Origin of the sequence: Corynebacterium sp. UBA2622 (assembly GCF_002339505.1) — a bacterium.
In the GTDB taxonomy this organism is placed as follows: domain Bacteria; phylum Actinomycetota; class Actinomycetes; order Mycobacteriales; family Mycobacteriaceae; genus Corynebacterium.
On record NZ_DDJO01000012.1, the window covers coordinates 219,150 to 236,657 of the forward strand.

Here is a 17,508-nt window from a genome sequence, read left to right on the forward strand (position 1 = left end):
TTCCTCCCATGGGAATCCTCTACCGCGACAAGAAGAAGCTGGGCAAGAACTCCTGGCTCAACATTTCCAAGTCCGGCGCGTCCGTGTCCACGAAGATCGGGCCGGTCACGCTGAACTCGCGCGGTGGTGTGTGGGTCAACCTCCCGGGCGGTGCCGCCTACCGCGGCAAGTGGAAGTAACCGGCGCTGTCCTGCGCGGCGAGCCCGTCGTCGAGAAGCGAGTAGAGCGCGCGGGAGAGCTGGGCCCGGTCGGCCCACACCGCGTCGACAGTTGAGCGCGGCACCGGTGCCTCCGCTTCGCGCAGCACCTTCATGATCCGCCCGCGCACCTGGCGGTCCGTCCCCGCGAACTTCTGCACCTTTTTCCGGCGCAGTTCGTCCTCGCCCGGTGCCGGCATGCCCGCGGCAACCCAGGCGCAGTCGGCCCTGAGCGGGCATTCCCCGCAGCGTGGGCTGACCGCGGTGCAGACGAGGGCGCCGAGCTCCATCAGGCCGGCGGAGAAGACGGGCCCGTCGGAGCGGGGGAGCAGAGCCGCCACGTCCGCGAGTTCGCTCCTGCGGGGCGCGGCCAGGAAATGCCCCTCGACGGCCCGGGTGTAGACGCGCCGCACGTTCGTGTCCACCACCGCGACGTTCGCACTGTACGCGAAGCACGCCACCGCCCGCGCGGTGTAGTCGCCGATGCCCGGCAGGGCGAGGAGATCGTCGACATCCGACGGCACGGCCCCGCCATGCTTCCCGACGATCACCCGGGCGCACTCCAGCAGCCTCAACGCCCTGCGCGGGTACCCGAGCGTGCCCCACGCGCGCAGCACCTCCTCCGGTGAGGCCGCGGCGAAGGCTGCCGGGGTGGGCCAGCGCGCGATCCACTCCTCCCACACCGGAGCCACGCGCGCGACGGGAGTCTGGTGGCTCATCACCTCCGACAGCAGAATGCCCCACGGGGTCGTGCCGGGCGCGCGCCAGGGGAGATCGCGGGCGTTGCGCCGGAAATACTCGGTCACCTTGTCCTGTTGAATCACAATAAATGCCAGAATAGTTGCCATGATCACCGCAACCACACCCGCAGAAATCTGGGAGCAGCTCCTGGAGGGCAACGCCCGCTTCGCCGACGACTCCCTCAAGCGCCCCAACTCCGACCGCAACCGCCGCGAGGAGCTGCGCGGCGGCCAGGCCCCCGTCGCCGCCATCCTCTCCTGCTCCGATTCGCGGGTGCCCGTCGAGATGCTTTTCGACGCCGGGCTCGGCGACATCTTCGTCATCCGCACCGCCGGCGGCTGCGTCGACGCCGCTGTGTCCGGCTCGCTCGACTTCGCCGTCGACGCGCTGGGGGTCAACCTCGTGATCGTGCTCAGCCATGAGGGCTGCGGGGCGGTCGGCGCCGCAATCAAGGCCGTCGACGCGGCCGAGATCCCGCTCGGGCTGCAGCGGGTGTTCGTGGAAAAGATCGCCCCGAGCGTCATCGAGGCCCAGGCGCACGGCCGGCGGGAGAGCTCGGAGATTGAGAAGGCGCACGCGGGCATCACCGCCGAGCACCTGGTGGACCGCATCCCCGCCATCCAGGAGGGGCTGCGCGCGGGCACGCTGGGAGTTGTCGCCGCACGATACCGCCTCGAGGACGGCCGCGTCGAGACCGTTTCGCGCCACTTCTAGCGCTAAGGTAAGCCCCGTGACGTACCATTCCCCAGACCCCCGGAAAGACCGCAGGCCGCTGCCACCCGAGATCTACCTGCGTCGCCGCGTCGCCGCGCTGGTGATCCTGCTCGTGCTCGCGATTCTTCTGGTGTGGGGAATGACCGCGGCCGCGAAGTCCGGTTCGCAGTCGGGGGCGGGGCAGACGACCTCCGCGCTGGAGAACATCACCACGGAGCCGACGGTGCCCGTTCCGGGTGAATCGACCTCCTCCAGCACCTCGGGCACGGCGACGACCACAGCAACGTCCGGGACGACCTCCCCTTCCGGCTCGACCACCGCGACGACCACCCCCAACGCGGCGGCCGACAAGAAGACCTGCGAGCTGACGGACCTGGCGATCACCGCGCGCACGAACGCGCCGAGCTACGCCTCCGGTGAGCAGCCGACGTTCTACATGAGCGTGACCAACCCGACCGCCGCGGACTGCACCATCGACCTGAGCAAGGACCAGCTGCGCTTCGAGGTCTACGACATGGCAACCAACCAGCGCGTCTGGTCGGACACGGACTGCCACCCGGCCGTCGTCACCGGCGAGGAGAAGTTCCTGCCCAACAAGGCACGTGACTTCGAGGCGATCTGGTCGCGCAAGGACTCCGCGCCGGGGCACTGCTCCAGCCGCGCGGATGTGCCCGCCGGCTCCTACTACCTGCACGCCGTGATCGGCGACCACGCCTCGGACCCGGCGGACTTCACGCTGAGGTAGCCGGTTCCGGCGCGGTGGTACCTCAGGCGAAGCGCCGCAGCCCGTCGTAGATGTGGCGGGCCCACAACGGCGAAACGTTGTCGGCCGCCGCAATCTCGTCGAGCTCCGCACCGACCAGGTTCGGCAGCTCCCCGAACGCCGACACGACCCGGTCCATGAGGAACTTCTGCACGCGCGGGATGCGCGAGAGTGCGCGGTAACCGCGGGGGACCACGTCCTGCATGAGGTTCTCCTCCGTTGCGGGCAGCCCCAGCGCGCGGGCCAGGGCCGCCGCGTTGAGCAGCTGGGAGTCGGGCAGCTCACCGAGGCCCGCCATGACCTGCGCGATCTGCTCGTCGTCCGGGATGGTGTCGGCGGCGATGTAGTCGCGCACGAGCATCTCGATGTCGTCCACGGAACCCCGCAGCTCGGAGAGCTGGAGCGTCAGCTGGCGGGCGTCGACACCGAGCTCCACGATGTTCTCGTCCATGTCATGCGCGGCACGCTCGAGCATGATCTGGCGCTGCAGCACGTTGAGCACGTCACTGACGGTTGCGTAGTTGTTCATCTCCGCGACGAAGAGGCGCTGGTTGGCCAGGTCCAGGCGGGAACGGTAGCGCTCGATGGTGGAAAGCGCCTGGTTGGCGCGCTGCATGAGCACGGTCGGCTCCTCGAGGAGGTGGCGCTGCCCCTCCGCGTAGAGGGTCAGGGTGTTCATGGAGGCCGAAACCGAGACCACCGGCACCCCCGTCTGCAGCGCGGTGCGCTCGGCCGCCCGGTGGCGGGTGCCGGACTCGACGGTCGGGTAAATCGGCGAGGGCACGAGCTGGACGTTCGCGCGCAGGATGCGCTCCCCGTCCGCGGAGAGGATGACCGCACCGTCCATCTTGCACAACTCGCGCAGCAGGGTGGGCTGGAAGGGCACGTCGAAGGTGATACCGCCGTCGCACAGCTCGACCACCTCCGGACCGTCGCCGATGACGATCAGACCGCCCGTGTGTCCCCGCTGGATGCGCTCCAGGCCGTCGCGGAGGGGCGTGCCGGGCGCGAGGCGCTCCAGGGTTTCGTGCAGCTGGCGGGGGGCGGTTTCGGTCATGGGATGACATTCTATCCGCCCGCGGGTGCGGTCCCTCGCCCGTAGGAGGACCGGTTAACCGCCCACCGCCTCAATCGCCTCGCGGAGGGTGTGGGCCGAAGAGATGCGCAGGCCCGGAACCCGTGGCTTCTCCCCCGCGGGGACCACCGCGCGGGTGTATCCGAGCCGCGCGGCCTCCTGCAGGCGCCGTTCCAGGCTGGGAACGCGCCGCAGCTCCCCGGCGAGGCCGACCTCGCCGACCACCACCGTTTTGGGGGGCAGGGGGCGCTCGTGGAGGCTGGACCACGTGGCCAGGGCCACGGCGAGGTCGGTGCCCGTCTCCGTGATCTTCACGCCCCCGACCGTGGCCACGTAGGCGTCCTTGTCGTTGGTCCGCTCACCGCACCTGGCCTGAAGCACGGCCAGGACCATCGGAACCCGGTTGGAGTCCAGGCCGGTGACCACCCGCCGGGGGCTCTTGTTCACCGGCTCCACCGTCAGCGCCTGCACCTCCGCCAGCATGGGGCGCACGCCGTCCATTGCGACGGTCACCGCGGAGCCATCGGGGGTCTGGCCCCGGTGGGAGAGGAAGAGGCCGGATGGGTCGGGCACCTCCCGGATGCCCTCGGCCGTCTGTTCGAAACAGCCGACTTCGTCGGTGGCGCCGAAGCGGTTCTTGATCCCGCGCAGCATCCGCAGGCTCGACTGGCGGTCACCCTCGAAGTTGAGCACGACGTCGACAAGATGCTCGAGCACGCGGGGGCCGGCGACGTTGCCGTCCTTGGTCACGTGGCCGACGAGCAGGATGGGGAGGTTAGTGGTTTTCGCAAGCGTGGTCAGGGCCGCGGTGACGGCCCGCGACTGCGCGACCCCTCCCGGAACCCCCTCCACACCCGGGGCATGCATGGTCTGCACGGAGTCCACGATGAGGAGCGAGGGCTTGACCTGTTCAACGTGGCCGAACACCACGTCGAGGTTTGACTCGGAGGCGAGGAAGAGGGTCTCGTTCAGGGCGTCGGTGCGCTCCGCGCGGGCGCACACCTGCCCCGCGGATTCCTCCGCCGTGACGTAGAGGGCGCGGCGGTTGCCCAGCTTGGACCAGCGCGAGGCAACCTCGAGGAGCAGCGTGGACTTGCCGACGCCCGGTTCACCCGCCATGAGAACGACCGATCCCGGAACCACGCCGGAGCCGAGAACCCGGTCGAGCTCGCCGATTCCGGACGGGGTCGTGTGCGCGGCGGTCGCGTCGACAGTAGTGATGGGTGTGGCGGGCGAGGTGGGGGTGAGCGCCTGCATCCGCACCGGGCCGGAGGAGACCGCCGAGGAAGCCGAGGCAAGGGGGGTCTGTTCCTGCAGGGTGCCCCAGGAACCGCACTCGGGGCAGCGGCCGAGCCACTTGGGGGAGGAGTAACCGCACTCGGAGCACGTGTGCAGGGTGCGCTGTTTTTTCGCCATGCGCACACTCTAGGACACGGGTCGGACACGACCGCCCAGGCGATCGGGAAAGGTGGCTGACCGGCGACAACAAACCCGTAAACCCGTAAAACTACAACGGTAAAACCGCAGGACGGAGAAATCGGACGCTGGGGCATCCTGGGGTTTTACCGTTTTAGTTTTACTGGTTTGACCGACACCCCTGAGCCCCCGAAACCGCACCGCACCGCACCCACGAAAAACCGCCGCCCCGCGCAGCGCGGGACGGCGGCTGAAAACGTGAAGCTTGAAAATGAACCCTAGTGGGCCTCGACGTCCGACGGGCGGCGGTCGGACTCGCCCGAGGTGAGGTGCGGGGCGGAGACGGTCGCGTCGGCGTCGACAATGCCGGTGTCGAACTTGAAGGAGACCGGGACGTTGCCGCCGAAGGCGAAGTTCTTGTTCTGCAGAGCGGTGGCGACGTACTTGATGCAGCCGTCCTTGGACTGCGGCATGGCCTTGAGGGCCTTGGCGGAGTCACCGACGAGGCTGCAGCGGGCCTGGATCTCGGCGGGGCCGCCGAGCTGGACCGGCGTGCCGTCGACGGTGACGGACTCCAGGGTGTGGGGCTTGCGGGCCTCGTTCTGGTTGACGGCGGTGAACTTGAGCGCAGCCTGGCCGTTCTCGTCGAGGACCACGGTGACGTCCTGGACGGCAACTTCGTTGTTCTCGCTCTGGGCGCTGGCACCGTCCACGGCCGCGACCTGGTCGGAGGTCTGGGTGATCTGACCTGCGGAGCACCCGGCGAGGAGCAGCGCGGATGCGGCGATTGCGGAGACGGCGGCGGCCGACTTGAGGGACTTCACGTGAGTGTCCTCCATAGCTGTAGTTCACGTATTTATCTCCGTTCACCTTAGCCGGTGGCGGGGTGTTTTTCCCAGTTTCGTCCGCCTGGGCGGGCACCGGCGGGAGACACGGTGGGGTCAATCGGGGGTAATCCCCCGTCAACCGGTATGACGGCGGTCACGGGTCACGGCAGCCGATGAGACGGCCGGCACGGCGGTGGGGCCAGCTCAAAAACCGCCGGACGCGCGCGTCGCTGCGCGATGCTAAAGTGGCGTGGTTGTATAGAGCGTCCGAACCGCCCGGACGCACCCCCGCGCCGGGGCACCCCGCGCCCACTGCCAAGGAGAGTTGATGGAATTCAAAGTCGGAGAAGTTGTCGTCTACCCGCACCACGGCGCGGCGCGCATCGCCGACATTGAGCAGCGCGAGATTGGCGGGGAGAAGCTCGACTTCCTCGTGCTGAACATCCTCCAGTCCGACCTGGAAGTCCGTGTCCCGGTGAAGAACACGGAGTTGGTCGGCGTGCGCGATGTCGTCAATGAGGAAGGCCTGCAGAAGGTCTTCTCCGTGCTGCGCGAGACGGACGTCGAGGAGGCCGGAAACTGGTCCAGGCGCTACAAGGCCAACCAGGAACGGCTCGCCTCCGGCGACATCAACAAGGTGGCCGAGGTCGTCCGCGACCTGTGGCGCCGCGACCAGGGCAAGGGGCTCTCCGCCGGCGAGAAGCGCATGCTCGGCAAGGCCCGCCAGGTGCTCGTGGGCGAGCTCGCCCTTGCGCAGCCGGTGGACGAGAAGAAGGCCGACAAGATGGAGGCCGAGATCGCGAAGATCATCGAGGCTCAGGTCGCGGCGGGCATTTCCGTCGATCCGGACGCCGGCTTCGACGAGGACGACGTGGATCTCGACGACCTCAGTTTCGACGACGTCGAGGACGACGAGAAGTAGGCGAGAAGTAAGCGCGTGAGCCGGCCCGTTGTCGCCCTCGTCGCCGCGGCGGGCCGGGGAACCCGTCTCGGCGCGCCCCTGCCGAAGGCGTTCGTGGAGCTGCGCGGCCGCACGTTGCTCGAGCGTGCGGTATCGGGCGTCGAAAAGGCGGGCGTGGTCGACCGGGTCATCGTTGTCGTTTCCCCCGACATGGAGCCGCTGGCGCGCAAGTCCCTAGGCGGTCACCGCGTGACCTTCGTCCACGGCGGGGCCGAGAGGGCGGACTCGATCTACAACGGTCTGCGCGCCGCGCGGCTGGAGGACGCCAACGTGCTCATCCACGACGCTGCCCGCGCCCTCACCCCGCCGGAGATGATCGCCCGCGTCGTGCGCGCCGCGGCGGAATCCGTGGCCGTCATCCCCGTCGTGCCCGTCGCGGACACGGTCAAGGAGGTGGCGGGGGAGGTGGTCGTCGCCACGCCCGACCGTTCCAGGCTGCGCGCGGTGCAGACCCCGCAGGCCTTCGACCTGCGCACCCTCCTGCGGGCCAACGAAAAGTACTTCTCGACGCGGCCCGACTTCACCGCCACCGACGACGCCAGCCTGATGGAGTGGTTCGGCGAGCGCGTGACCACGGTGCCCGGCGACCCGCTCGCGTTCAAGATCACCACCCCGCTGGACATGCGACTGGCCGAGGCGCTCACCGGGGGCGGACCGGCTATGGTGGGTCAATGAGCAACCTCCGAGTCGGAAACGCGTTCGACGCCCACCAGAACCAGGCGGGCAAGGAGTGCTGGATCGCGGGCATCCTCCACGAGGGGGCCGACGGCTGCGAGGGGCACTCCGACGGCGACGTGGTCAGCCACGCGATCGTTGACGCCGTCCTCTCCGCCGCGGGCCTGGGCGATCTCGGCTCCTTCGTCGGGGTCGGCCGCCCCGAGTACGCCGGGGTCACCGGTATCCGCCTGCTCGAGGAGCTCAGGGAGCTTCTCGACGCCCACGGGGTGCGGGTCCTCAACGCCTCCGCCCAGCTGATCGCCCAGACGCCCAAGATGGGCCCCGTGCGCGAGGAGGCCGAGCGCGTGCTCTCCCAGGCGCTCGGTGCCCCCGTGTCGGTTTCGGCGACGACCACCGACCACATGGGCTTCACCGGCTCCGGTGAGGGCAGGGCGGCAATTGCCACGGCCCTGGTTGAACTAAGCTGATGGCCGTGAATCCAGGTACAGGCACCGCAGACCAGCCACACAACCAGCGCATCTTCGACACTGCGACGCGTACGCTGCGCGCGTTCGAGCCGCTGCGCCCCGGCCACGTCTCCATCTACCTGTGCGGGGCGACCCCGCAGTCCGACCCGCACATCGGGCACCTGCGTTCCGGCGTCGCCTTCGACATCGTGCGCCGCTGGTTCATGGCACAGGGCTACGACGTCGCCTTCGTCCGCAACGTCACCGACATCGACGACAAGATCCTGGACAAGGCCGCACAGAACAACCGCCCCTGGTGGGAGTGGGTGTCCACGTACGAGCGCGAGTTCACCCGCGCCTACTCCACTCTCGGGGTGCTGCCGCCGTCGGTGGAGCCGCGCGCGACAGGCCACGTGACCCAGATGGTCGAGTACATGCAGCGCCTCATGGCCCGCGGTTTCGCCTACCCCGCCGACGGCTCCGTCTACTTCGACGTGGATGCCTGGGTGCGCGCGGAGGGTTCGGACTACGGGTCGCTCTCCGGAAACAGGGTCGAGGAGATGGAGCAGGGAGAGAGCGACACCCACGGCAAGCGGGACCGGCACGACTTCGCCCTGTGGAAGGCCGCCAAGCCGGGGGAGCCGAGCTGGCCCACCCCGTGGGGCGACGGCCGCCCGGGCTGGCACCTGGAGTGCTCGGCCATGTCCACCTGGTACCTCGGGCCGGAGTTCGACATCCACGGCGGAGGGCTCGACCTGCAGTTCCCGCACCACGAGAACGAGCAGGCGCAGTCTCACGCCGCGGGCGACGGCTTCGCCCGCTTCTGGATGCACAACCACTGGGTCACCACCGCCGGGGAAAAGATGTCCAAGTCCCTCGGCAACGTGCTCTCCATCGACAACATGCTGGAGACGGTCCGCCCCGTCGAGCTGCGCTACTACCTCGGCTCCGCCCACTACCGCAGCGTGCTCGAGTACTCCCCGGAAGCTCTCCGGGAGGCGGCCGCCGGTTACCGGCGCATCGAGGAGTTCGTCGCCCGCGCGGGCACGCCCGAACCCACCGCATGGACCGAAGATTTCGCCAGCGCGCTGTACGACGACTTCGGGGTGCCCCAGGCGCTCGCCGAGATCCACAACACCGTCCGCGCCGGCAACAAGGCCCTCGCCGCCGGGGACACCGCCGCCGCCCGGGAGCACGCGGGCGCCGTCCGCGCGATGGCCGCCGTGCTCGGCATCGATCCGGGGGAGTGGGCCGATGGGGCGTCGACAAGCGATGCCGCAACCGGCGCGCTCGACGTGCTCGTGGGGGCGGAGCTGCAACGGCGCACGGACGCCCGCGCGGCGAAGGACTGGGCCACCGCGGACGAGGTGCGTGACCGCCTGGCGGCGGCGGGCATCGAGGTCACCGACACCCCCGACGGCCCGCAGTGGGCACTGAAATAAGGAGAATGTAATTTATGGCGAAACCGTACCAGCGCCCCGACAAGCAGAAGACCAGCAAGAAAGGCGCCCCCAAAGGCTCCGGCGGCCAGCGCCGCCGCGGCCTGGCGGGCAAGGGGGCGACCCCGAAGGCGGAGGATCGCGTCTACCACTCCGCGCACAAGCGCAAGATTGAGCGGGAGCGCCGCTCCGCCGGGCGCCACGAGCGCGAGGGCGTGGACCTCGTCGTGGGCCGCAACCCCGTCGTGGAGTGCCTGCACGCGAAGGTTCCCGCGGAGGCGCTGTACGTCGCGCAGGGCACCGGCCACGACGACCGGCTCAGCGAGGCCGTCACCCTGGCCAACTCGAAAGGCCTGCCCGTGCACGAGGTGCCGCGGCGCGACCTGGACAACATGACCGGCAACGGCATGCACCAGGGCATCGGCCTGAAGATCCAGCCGTACAAGTACGCGGACGTCTTCGATCTCATCGGAGGTGTGAAGGACCGGGGCGAGACCGGTATGTTCGTCATCCTCGACAACATCACCGACCCGCGCAACCTCGGTGCCGTGATCCGTTCCACCGCCGCCTTCGGCGGCCACGGTGTCATCATCCCCGAGCGCCGCTCCGCGCAGGTCACGGGCGTCGCCTGGCGCACCTCCGCGGGTACCGCGGCGCGCCTTCCCGTGGCGAAGGCCACCAACATCACCCGCACACTGAAGCAGTTCAAGGACAACGGCTACATGGTCGTCGGCCTCGACGCCGGTGGGGAACACACAATCGACACCTTCGACGGCGCAACCGACCCGGTTGTCATCGTCGTCGGCTCCGAGGGCAAGGGGATTTCGCGCCTGGTGCGGGAAAACTGCGACGTGATCATGTCCATTCCCACTGCGGACTGGGTCGAATCGCTCAACGCCTCCGTCGCCGCGGGCGTGGTGCTCAGCGAGTTCGCGCGCCAGCGTCGCGTCAAAGGCTGAAGAACCGACCCACCAGCTCCGCCCCGACGACGAGGTCGGTGCCGGGGCCGAGGCGCTCGTCGAGCGCCACGGGAGCGGGTACGACGTGGCCCATGCCTTCGACGGACCACAGCTCCACGGGAGCTGAGCCACCGGACCAGGTGTCGCGCCGCAGGCCCGGAGAGGGTTGCTCCACCGCGTGCTCCCCGGAGCCGCTGAGCGCGGCCAGAAACGCGGCGCTCTGCAGCGCACCGGGCCGCTCACCCGGGAGGTAGGGGACCAGGGGATCAGCGGTGCCGTGCACCGAGAGAACGGGTGTGGGTACCCAGTTTCCCGGCCGGGCCGGCATGGTGTTCAGGGCGGGAAGGGGAGTGCCGAAGGTGGCGATGCCATGGAGGGCCCCGGGGGCGTCGAAAAGCAGGCGCACCAGCATCTGGCCACCGTTGGAGAACCCGCACCCGATCACGCGCCGCGGCCTGTACAGGCCGATGAGCTCGGTGAGGAAGCCGACGTCGTCGGAGCCGCTGCCCGGGTCGAGCGCGTTGAAGCGGCGGTGCAGGGCATCTGGGTAGACAACCGTGCACCCGCGCTCGGCGAGGCTGTCGAAGGTGTGGCCGGTGAACGCGCGGGCCACGTTGCCGGACTGCCGCAGACCGTGGAGGAAGAGGACCAGAGTGTCCCCGTGGCCGTCGACCTCCACCCACGTGCGCACGACACCGTCGAGGGTGAGGTTCCGGCGCCGTGGGTTCACGCGCCCAGCTTAACGGGTGCCCGCCGGGCGCGGGAGCCGGCCAGCCGGCACACGGCGTAGATGGCGAAGGAGATGAAGGCCACCACGACGCTCACGGGAAGGCCGGGGGTGAGGGAAAGCACCAGCCCGCCGACCGAGGCGAGTTCGGCGAAGATGACGCTCCACACCACGGCGGCGCGGGGGTTCGCCGTCACCGCGACGGCGCTCGCGCCGGGCGCGATGAGCAGGGCCATCACCAGCAGAACGCCCACGACCTGCACGGCCTGCGCGGTGGTGATCCCGAGGAGCACGGCGAAGACCAGGGCGAGGCCGCGCACGGGAACACCGGAAGCGGCCGCGACCTCGGGGTCGGCCGAGGCGAAGAGAAGCGGGCGCCAGAGCAGGCCCACCGCGGCGGCCACCAGCAGCGCCGCCAGCGCCAGGGACCGCACCCCGGTGCCCGTCACGCCGACGATCTGCCCGGTGAGCAGCGCCATCGCCCGTGTGGAGTTACCCGGGTACAGGTGCAGGCAGAGTACGGAGATGCCCATGCCGAAGCTCATCACCACCCCCACCGCGGCATCGTTGCCGCCGCGCAGCCCCAAGAGCGCGAGGAGCACCGCGGCGCTCACGGAACCGGCCACGGCCCCCAGCCCGAGGTTGACGCCGAAGAGCAGGGCCGCGGCCGCCCCCATCAGGGCGAGCTCCGAGGTCGCGTGCACCCCGAAGGACATCCGCCGCAGAACCACCAACGGTGCAATGAGCCCCGACAGCAGGCCCAGCAGCGCCGCCGCGGCGAGGGCGGAGGCGACGAAATCGAAACCGAGCAGGTAGCGGGTCTGCGCGATGGCGCCCGCGAGGGTATGCATCAGGTCTGCCGGGGTCACACGATCACCGTCCTGCCCCGCACGGTGAGCACGTCCACCGGGGAGCCGTAGAGCTCGGTGAGGACGCTGGAGCGCAGGACCTCGCGGGCAGCCCCCAGCACGTGCCCGTGCGGGCCGATGTAGAGGACGCGGTCGACCATGTCTGCCACGGGGTCGAGCGAATGCGTCACCAGCACCACGGCGGCCCCGGTCTCCCGGAACCTCCGCGCGCTCTCTCGCTGCCGGGAAACGTCCAGGGAGAGGAAGGGTTCGTCGGCGAGCAACAGCTCCGGGCGCCTCGCCAGCGCCTGCGCCTGCCGCACGAGTTGCTGCTGCCCGCCCGAGAGCGCGCCCACGCGTCGGTCCGCGAACGCCAGTGCGCCGACGCTTTCGAGAAGCTTGTCGACGTCCCCCCGCCGCCCCGCCCGGCCGCGGAGCACCCCGTGGCCCAGGGCGAGGGACACCAGGTCGCGCGCCCGCACAGGCAGGTCGCGGGGGAACATGCGCTGCTGGGGGATGTACCCGAGCCGCCCGCGGGTCTCCACGGTGCCGCGGTCGAGGCGCCGGGTGCCCACGAGGGTGTTCAGAAGGGTTGACTTTCCTGAGCCGTTGGGGCCGAGGACAGCGACCATTTCCCCGGGGGAGACCTCAAGGTCCAGCCCGTCCCAGAGGGGATTGACGGCGGCGCCGCACAGCCGGGCGATCACTGCAGCGACCGGGCGAGCTCGCGCGCCACGCGTAGGAAGTAATCCAGGAAGTTTTCCCCGCCGGGCGGGGTCTCGTAGACCTCCACGACGGGCACCCCGGCGGCCTTCGCCTCGTCGACGATGCGTTGGGCGGAACCGTTCGGGCTCTGGGGGTCGGAAATGAGCGCGTCGACGTGGCCCGCCCGCAGCTCGTCGATGAACTCGGCGACGGCTGCCCCCGAGGGCTCCGTCTCGTCAAGGGAGGCGGCGCGGTAGGCGTCGGGGGTGACCTCCTCCAGCGGGGATTCCTCCACGATCGCGTCGGCGATCGGGTGAACCTGCGCCACCCGGGCGTCCGGGAGGGCGGCCAGCGCGGACGCTATCTCGCTGAGGCGGGTGTTCAGGGCGTCCGTGCTACCGCCGGCGGTGTCGGCGACCTTGTGTCCCACGTCCGCGAGCGCGGTTGTGGAATACCAGACGTGTTCGTTGTCCCCGTGGCCGTGTTCGTGGCCCTCTCCGTGGTCGTGCCCGTGCTCATGGTTGTGCGCCTCGGTCAGGGGCAGCGCCGAGATGACCTTCACCGGGTCGGCGGTGGAGTACAGGGCCGCGTCATAGACCCCGCCGTTGGCCACCACGAGCTCCGCCGAATTGACGCGGGCGTGGTCTGCTGCGGTGGGTTCGTACTCGTGGGGGTCGGTGGAGGGGTTGGAGATGATCGCGCCCACGTCGTGGCCGAGAACGGATGCGGCCACGTCGGCCCACACCTTCGTCGTGGCGACGGTCTCGCCGTGAGCGTCCGCCGAGGGGGACGGTGAGCTGCCGGAACCACCCGATTGCCCGCATCCGGTGAGGCCCAGGGTGGTCAGGGACGCTGTGAAAAGGCACGCTGCGGCGCGCATGTGCTTAATGGTCATAATTTTCATTAAAGCACTACTGAAAATTACTTTCAATTGAGGGTCTGTGCCCCCGGTGCGGGCCCGGGCAATACGATGGACCCATGCCACGCCGCCCCGCCGCCCGGGCAACCCTCGCCTCCATCGCCGCCGAGCTCGGCGTGTCGCGGACCACCGTCTCCAACGCCTACAACCGCCCGGACCAGCTCTCCCCTGAGCTGCGCGAGCGCATCCTCGCCACCGCCCGGCGCCTCGGTTACGCCGGACCCGACCCCACCGCGCGCTCCCTGCGCACCAGCCGCGCCGGCTCCGTGGGGGTCATCCTCACCGAGCGCCTTTCCTACGCCTTCGAGGACCACGCCTCCGTCGACTTCCTCGCCGGCCTCGCCTCGCACGACGACTTCTCCCTCAGCCTCATCCCCGTCGGCCCCGGCGAGAACTCGGCCACCAGGGCCGACATGGTTACGGGGGCCATCGTGGACGGTTTCGTGGTCTACTCCGTACCCGCGGGAGATCCCCACCTGCGCGCCGCCCGGGGCCGCGGCCTGCCCGTCGTGGTCTGCGACCAGCCCGCCAACCTGACCGGGGTGCCCTTCGTCGGCATCGACGACTTCGCGGCCATCCAACCCGCGGCGCGCGCGCTCGTCAGCGCCGGTCACCGACGCATCGGCATCCTCACCAAGCGTCTCTTCAGCACCGTCCGCGACGGGCCCGTCACGCCCGGCGAGGTGGAGGCCTCGGACATGTACGTCCAGCGCGCCCGCGTGCGCGGTGCCCTGGAGGTGTTCCGCGGGGCGGGGATCGGGAACGTGCCCATCGTCAACAGGCACTTCAACGACCTCGCTTCCGCCACCGGCGGCGCCCGCGAGCTCCTCGGTGCCCACCCGGACCTGACAGCCGTGCTGTGCACGACGGACTCCATGGCCCTCGGTGTCCTCGAGGCCTACGGCGACCGGGTGCCCCACGGCCTGTCGGTCACGGGCTTTGACGGCATCGCCGCCGCCCGCTACCTGGGCCTGACCACGGTGGATCAGCCGAACCGGCTCAAGGGGGCGGAGGTGGGAAAGGTGCTCGGCTCCCTCATCGGGGGTGCGCCAGTGCCGGCGCGCACGATACTTCCCACCGACTTCATTCCGGGTCGTACCGTGGGCGCCCCGCCAGGCGGGACCGGGCCGACGCGAGATCGGTGAGGAAGCCCGCCATGTCGGCGACCGATGCCAGGCGCAGCCCGGCGGCCGAGGGCTTCCCGCCGACCTTGATGCCGACATCCCCGGCCCCGAGTACGGCGATGGCGGTCTCGTCGGTGGTGTCGTCGCCGGCGAAGAGGGTGACGGTGAAGCGCCGCTTGTACCCGGCGAGCCAGGTGCCCTTGGTGGTGTCCACGGCCGAGAACTCCACCACGTTGCGTCCCTCGGTGACGGGGCGCCCCCCGGCGTCGATCTCCCGGGCGCGGGCGAGAACCGCCGTCGCGGCATCCGGGTCGGACTCGGCGAGCGCGGCGACGTGGATGACGCGCTGGTAGGGCTTGACCTCCACGTAGGCCGGAGGCTCCGCAATGGCCTCCAGACGGGACTGGATGCGCTCGAGGTAGTCGAGATCGTCCGGGGAGAGCTCAGGGCCACCCTGGCTGGGCTCGGCGCCGTGGGATCCGACGAGCACCACGGGGTCTCCGAGCGGGAGGACGCTGCGCAGGCCCTCGAGGTGGCGCCCGCTCAGTACCGCGACCTCTGTGGCGGGCAGATGGGCGAGCACCCGGATCGCGGCGAGGGCACCCGGGTGGGCGCGGGCGGTGGAGGCGTCGGTGACGATCTCGGAAATGGTGCCGTCGAAGTCGAGGCACACCAGCAGAGACTCAGCCCCTGCCAACCGGCGCAGCGCACCTGCGCGGTCGGTCACGGCTTCATCACCCGGATGGCGGGTGCGTTGACCTCCCCGCCGCGCCGGGTCAGCACCGCCTCGGCGTCGCCGAAGTGGCGGACATCGAACTCGGCGCCCGAGGTGAACAGGCCGGCAAGCTGGTCGTGCACGTGGCGCGCGCCGCCTTTGCAATCGCCTGGGTTGTCAATGCGCACATCGTCCAACCGCAGGGAGTCGCCCTGCGAGCTGACCTTCGCCTGCAGCGGGGCGCATCCGGTCTGGCCGTGCATCGAGGTGCCGCCGAACGCAAGCGTGGCCCGCCCGGCGGCATCCGCCGGAAGGTCCGCCGTGTTGTCCGGGTCGGTGTAGATGCCCACGATCTGCCAGGTTGGGCCGTTCAAACCAGCGGTGTCCCCCCGGGATGCGCACCCCGGGAGGGTGCCCGCGAGCACCGCACCCGCCACCGCGACCGGCGCCACCGCGGTGCGGGGCCTCACAGCGCCTCCAGGAAGGCCTTCGCCCACCGGTCCACGTCGTGTTCGGACACCCAGGCGTACATCTGTTTCATCGCCTCCGGGTTGCCCTTCACCGCGCCGAGGATGGCCTCCTCCACGGAGGGCAGATCGAAGGGGTTGCACAGGAACGCCTGGCTCAGCTCCCCGGCCGCGCCGGCGAACTCGGAGAGGACGAGCGCACCGTCACCCTCGGGATGGCAGGAGACGTACTCCTTGGCCACAAGGTTCATGCCGTCCTTGAAGGGGGTGACCAGCATGACGTCGGCGGCGGCGTAGAAGGTGCCCAGGCTCTCCTTCGGCACCGGGCGGTGTATGTAGTGCACCACGGGTCGCCCGACCGTGCCGAAGCGGCCGTTGATCCGTCCCACGGCCTCCTCCACCTCGCGGCGCGTTTCCCGGTAGTGGTCGATCCTCTCGCGCGAGGGGGTCGCCAGCTGCACGACGGTGACGTCGTCAAGCTTGCCCTGCTCAAGCAGCTCCTCCACCGCGAGCAGGCGCTGGAGGATGCCCTTGGTGTAATCGAGGCGGTCCACGCCGAGCATGAGCGTTGCCGGGTTGCCCAGGCTTTCGCGCAGCTTCTCGACGTCCTCCCGGCCACCCCGGACTATCGACTCCGGGTCGATGGAGATGGGGAAGGTACCGGTGCGCGGCCCGTCCTCGCCGACGAGCGCGCGGAAGTTCTCCTCGTCCTCCCCGCGCTGGAAGCCAATGAGGTCGCAGCCCTCCAAGCCCTGGGTGATCTCCTCGCGCCACGGCAGCTGGCGGAACAGGTCGGGGGAGGGGAAGGGGATGTGGAGGAAGAAACCGATGGTGAGGTCCGGGCGCATCTCGCGCAGCAGGCCCGGGACGAGCTGGAGCTGGTAGTCCTGCACCCACACCACGGCGTTGTCGTCGGCGGCGCTGGCGGCGGCCTCCGCGAAGCGGCGGTTGACATCGAGGTAGGAGTCCCACCACTCCGTCTCGTAGCGGGGCGGGACGATCAGGTCGTGGTAGAGGGGCCAGAGCGAGGAGTTGGAGAAGCCCTCGTAGAAGTTCTCGAAGTCGCTCTGGTCCAGCGCGACCGGGTGGAGCTGGATGCCGTCGAACTCGAAGGGGTCCAGGCGCTCGTCCACCTCACCGGGCCAACCCACCCAGCACCCCTCGTGGCGGCGCAGAACGGGGGCGAGCGCGGCGACGAGCCCGCCCGGGGAGGTCTCCCAGCCGTCGCCCGACTCGGCGCGGTCGACGGGAAGGCGGTTGGCGACGACTACAAAGCTGTTTGCCCCGGTCATGGCGCCCGCCTTAGGCCTCGTCGGGGGAGGTGGCCTTCGTGGCCGCCTTCTTCGTGGTTTTCTTCGTCGCCTTCTTGGTCGTCTTCTTCGCCGTGGTCTTCTTGGCGGCCTTCTTGGTTGCCTTCTTCTTCGTGGCCTTCTTCTTGGTCGCCTTCTTCGCGGGGGCGGCGGAGGCCGCGGCTGCCTCGGCGGCGGCAGCCTCCTGCTCCTCGGCGTACTTCTTGTACACGAAGCCGCGCGGTTCGACGCCCAGCATCGACATCAGCGTGACGCCGTCGAAGAAGTCCTCGGAGTAGGTGGCCACGATCCGCCGAGCGCCGGAGGCTGTCTGCTCCTCAACCGCGTGGACGGCCTCGGGGGAGGGGCGAGAATCGGTGATCTTGGGGGGCACGAAGCTTCTCCTTCTGCACGGCTTGTACACGGCACTGGTGTTGCGGGCGTGGTTTGGAGCCCGCGCCCGAACACGGACCGCCTAATTCTACGCCAACAAACCGC

21 protein-coding genes are annotated in these 17,508 nt (G+C 69.9%); 9 read left to right on the forward strand and 12 right to left on the reverse strand.

The features are described 5' to 3' along the window. The first annotated feature begins 8 nt into the window (after window positions 1-8). The gene (locus B3611_RS05350) at window positions 9-179 is read left to right on the forward strand and encodes a DUF4236 domain-containing protein (protein ID WP_291314050.1); all 171 of its coding nucleotides are present in this window, start codon (window positions 9-11) and stop codon (window positions 177-179) included. Here B3611_RS05350 and B3611_RS05355 read toward each other — a convergent pair. Then, entirely contained in the window at window positions 158-1,045 is an 888-nt protein-coding gene (locus tag B3611_RS05355) for an A/G-specific adenine glycosylase (RefSeq protein WP_291314051.1), read from the reverse strand. The two genes, B3611_RS05350 and B3611_RS05355, sit on opposite strands and share 22 nt — an antisense overlap. Between B3611_RS05355 and B3611_RS05360 the strand changes: the two genes are divergently transcribed. Further along, window positions 1,044-1,652, forward strand: coding sequence for a carbonic anhydrase (locus tag B3611_RS05360; protein WP_291314052.1), 609 nt, complete (start codon window positions 1,044-1,046; stop codon window positions 1,650-1,652). The two genes, B3611_RS05355 and B3611_RS05360, sit on opposite strands and share 2 nt — an antisense overlap. A gap of 16 nt (window positions 1,653-1,668) precedes the next feature. Continuing rightward, window positions 1,669-2,397, forward strand: a complete 729-nt coding sequence (locus B3611_RS05365) for a hypothetical protein (protein WP_291314053.1) — start codon at window positions 1,669-1,671, stop codon at window positions 2,395-2,397. A gap of 22 nt (window positions 2,398-2,419) precedes the next feature. Here B3611_RS05365 and disA read toward each other — a convergent pair whose 3' ends face one another. From disA to B3611_RS05380, 3 genes are all read right to left on the reverse strand, one after another. Beyond that, window positions 2,420-3,472: a DNA integrity scanning diadenylate cyclase DisA gene (gene disA, locus B3611_RS05370; RefSeq protein WP_291314054.1), complete on the reverse strand. Its 1,053-nt coding sequence runs from the start codon at window positions 3,470-3,472 to the stop codon at window positions 2,420-2,422. Window positions 3,473-3,526: 54 nt separating this feature from the next. Continuing rightward, on the reverse strand, window positions 3,527-4,906 hold the full coding sequence (gene radA, locus B3611_RS05375) for a DNA repair protein RadA (protein ID WP_291314055.1): 1,380 nt from the start codon (window positions 4,904-4,906) through the stop codon (window positions 3,527-3,529). A 278-nt stretch (window positions 4,907-5,184) separates the two neighbouring features. Continuing rightward, window positions 5,185-5,745 (reverse strand): hypothetical protein, encoded by a 561-nt coding sequence (locus B3611_RS05380; RefSeq protein ID WP_291314056.1) that lies wholly within the window; start codon window positions 5,743-5,745, stop codon window positions 5,185-5,187. A 316-nt stretch (window positions 5,746-6,061) separates the two neighbouring features. On the opposite strand from B3611_RS05380, the gene B3611_RS05385 reads away from it, so the two are divergent. Genes B3611_RS05385 through rlmB form a run of 5 tightly spaced genes read left to right on the forward strand, consistent with a single transcriptional unit; the run spans window position 6,062 to window position 10,216 of the window. After that, complete coding sequence (locus B3611_RS05385; protein WP_291314057.1) at window positions 6,062-6,655, forward strand: CarD family transcriptional regulator; 594 nt, start codon at window positions 6,062-6,064, stop codon at window positions 6,653-6,655. A 15-nt stretch (window positions 6,656-6,670) separates the two neighbouring features. Further along, entirely contained in the window at window positions 6,671-7,369 is a 699-nt protein-coding gene (gene ispD, locus B3611_RS05390) for a 2-C-methyl-D-erythritol 4-phosphate cytidylyltransferase (protein WP_291314058.1), read from the forward strand. Then, entirely contained in the window at window positions 7,366-7,839 is a 474-nt protein-coding gene (ispF, locus tag B3611_RS05395; RefSeq protein WP_291314059.1) for a 2-C-methyl-D-erythritol 2,4-cyclodiphosphate synthase, read from the forward strand. Before ispD ends, ispF begins: the two co-directional genes overlap by 4 nt. Window positions 7,840-7,844: 5 nt before the next feature. Beyond that, window positions 7,845-9,260, forward strand: coding sequence for a cysteine--tRNA ligase (gene cysS / locus B3611_RS05400; protein ID WP_291314060.1), 1,416 nt, complete (start codon window positions 7,845-7,847; stop codon window positions 9,258-9,260). 14 nt (window positions 9,261-9,274) lie between these two features. Beyond that, window positions 9,275-10,216: a 23S rRNA (guanosine(2251)-2'-O)-methyltransferase RlmB gene (gene rlmB, locus B3611_RS05405; RefSeq protein WP_291314061.1), complete on the forward strand. Its 942-nt coding sequence runs from the start codon at window positions 9,275-9,277 to the stop codon at window positions 10,214-10,216. On the opposite strand, the gene B3611_RS05410 is transcribed toward rlmB, so the two are convergent. Genes B3611_RS05410 through B3611_RS05425 form a run of 4 tightly spaced genes read right to left on the reverse strand, consistent with a single transcriptional unit; the run spans window position 10,206 to window position 13,391 of the window. Next, window positions 10,206-10,946: an alpha/beta hydrolase family esterase gene (locus tag B3611_RS05410; RefSeq protein WP_291314062.1), complete on the reverse strand. Its 741-nt coding sequence runs from the start codon at window positions 10,944-10,946 to the stop codon at window positions 10,206-10,208. The two genes, rlmB and B3611_RS05410, sit on opposite strands and share 11 nt — an antisense overlap. After that, entirely contained in the window at window positions 10,943-11,794 is an 852-nt protein-coding gene (locus tag B3611_RS05415; protein WP_291314114.1) for a metal ABC transporter permease, read from the reverse strand. Before B3611_RS05415 ends, B3611_RS05410 begins: the two co-directional genes overlap by 4 nt. Before the next feature lie 14 nt (window positions 11,795-11,808). After that, complete coding sequence (locus B3611_RS05420; protein ID WP_291314063.1) at window positions 11,809-12,498, reverse strand: metal ABC transporter ATP-binding protein; 690 nt, start codon at window positions 12,496-12,498, stop codon at window positions 11,809-11,811. Further along, window positions 12,495-13,391 carry a metal ABC transporter solute-binding protein, Zn/Mn family gene (locus B3611_RS05425; protein ID WP_291314064.1) on the reverse strand — a complete coding sequence of 299 codons (897 nt, stop codon included), beginning with the start codon at window positions 13,389-13,391 and terminating at the stop codon, window positions 12,495-12,497. The genes B3611_RS05420 and B3611_RS05425 overlap by 4 nt, the downstream gene beginning before the upstream one ends. A gap of 83 nt (window positions 13,392-13,474) precedes the next feature. Here B3611_RS05425 and B3611_RS05430 point away from each other — a divergent pair, with 83 nt between their 5' ends. Continuing rightward, the gene (locus B3611_RS05430; RefSeq protein ID WP_291314065.1) at window positions 13,475-14,560 is read left to right on the forward strand and encodes a LacI family DNA-binding transcriptional regulator; all 1,086 of its coding nucleotides are present in this window, start codon (window positions 13,475-13,477) and stop codon (window positions 14,558-14,560) included. Here the strand turns inward: B3611_RS05430 and B3611_RS05435 are convergent. The 4 genes from B3611_RS05435 to B3611_RS05450 are packed head-to-tail and all read right to left on the reverse strand — an operon-like array spanning window position 14,499 to window position 17,404. Next, window positions 14,499-15,266: a trehalose-phosphatase gene (locus B3611_RS05435; RefSeq protein WP_291314066.1), complete on the reverse strand. Its 768-nt coding sequence runs from the start codon at window positions 15,264-15,266 to the stop codon at window positions 14,499-14,501. The two genes, B3611_RS05430 and B3611_RS05435, sit on opposite strands and share 62 nt — an antisense overlap. After that, window positions 15,263-15,724 carry a hypothetical protein gene (locus tag B3611_RS05440; RefSeq protein WP_291314067.1) on the reverse strand — a complete coding sequence of 154 codons (462 nt, stop codon included), beginning with the start codon at window positions 15,722-15,724 and terminating at the stop codon, window positions 15,263-15,265. The genes B3611_RS05435 and B3611_RS05440 overlap by 4 nt, the downstream gene beginning before the upstream one ends. After that, on the reverse strand, window positions 15,721-17,013 hold the full coding sequence (locus tag B3611_RS05445) for an alpha,alpha-trehalose-phosphate synthase (UDP-forming) (protein ID WP_291314068.1): 1,293 nt from the start codon (window positions 17,011-17,013) through the stop codon (window positions 15,721-15,723). The genes B3611_RS05440 and B3611_RS05445 overlap by 4 nt, the downstream gene beginning before the upstream one ends. Window positions 17,014-17,023: 10 nt before the next feature. Next, entirely contained in the window at window positions 17,024-17,404 is a 381-nt protein-coding gene (locus B3611_RS05450; RefSeq protein ID WP_291314069.1) for a histone, read from the reverse strand. Window positions 17,405-17,508: the final 104 nt, after the last annotated feature.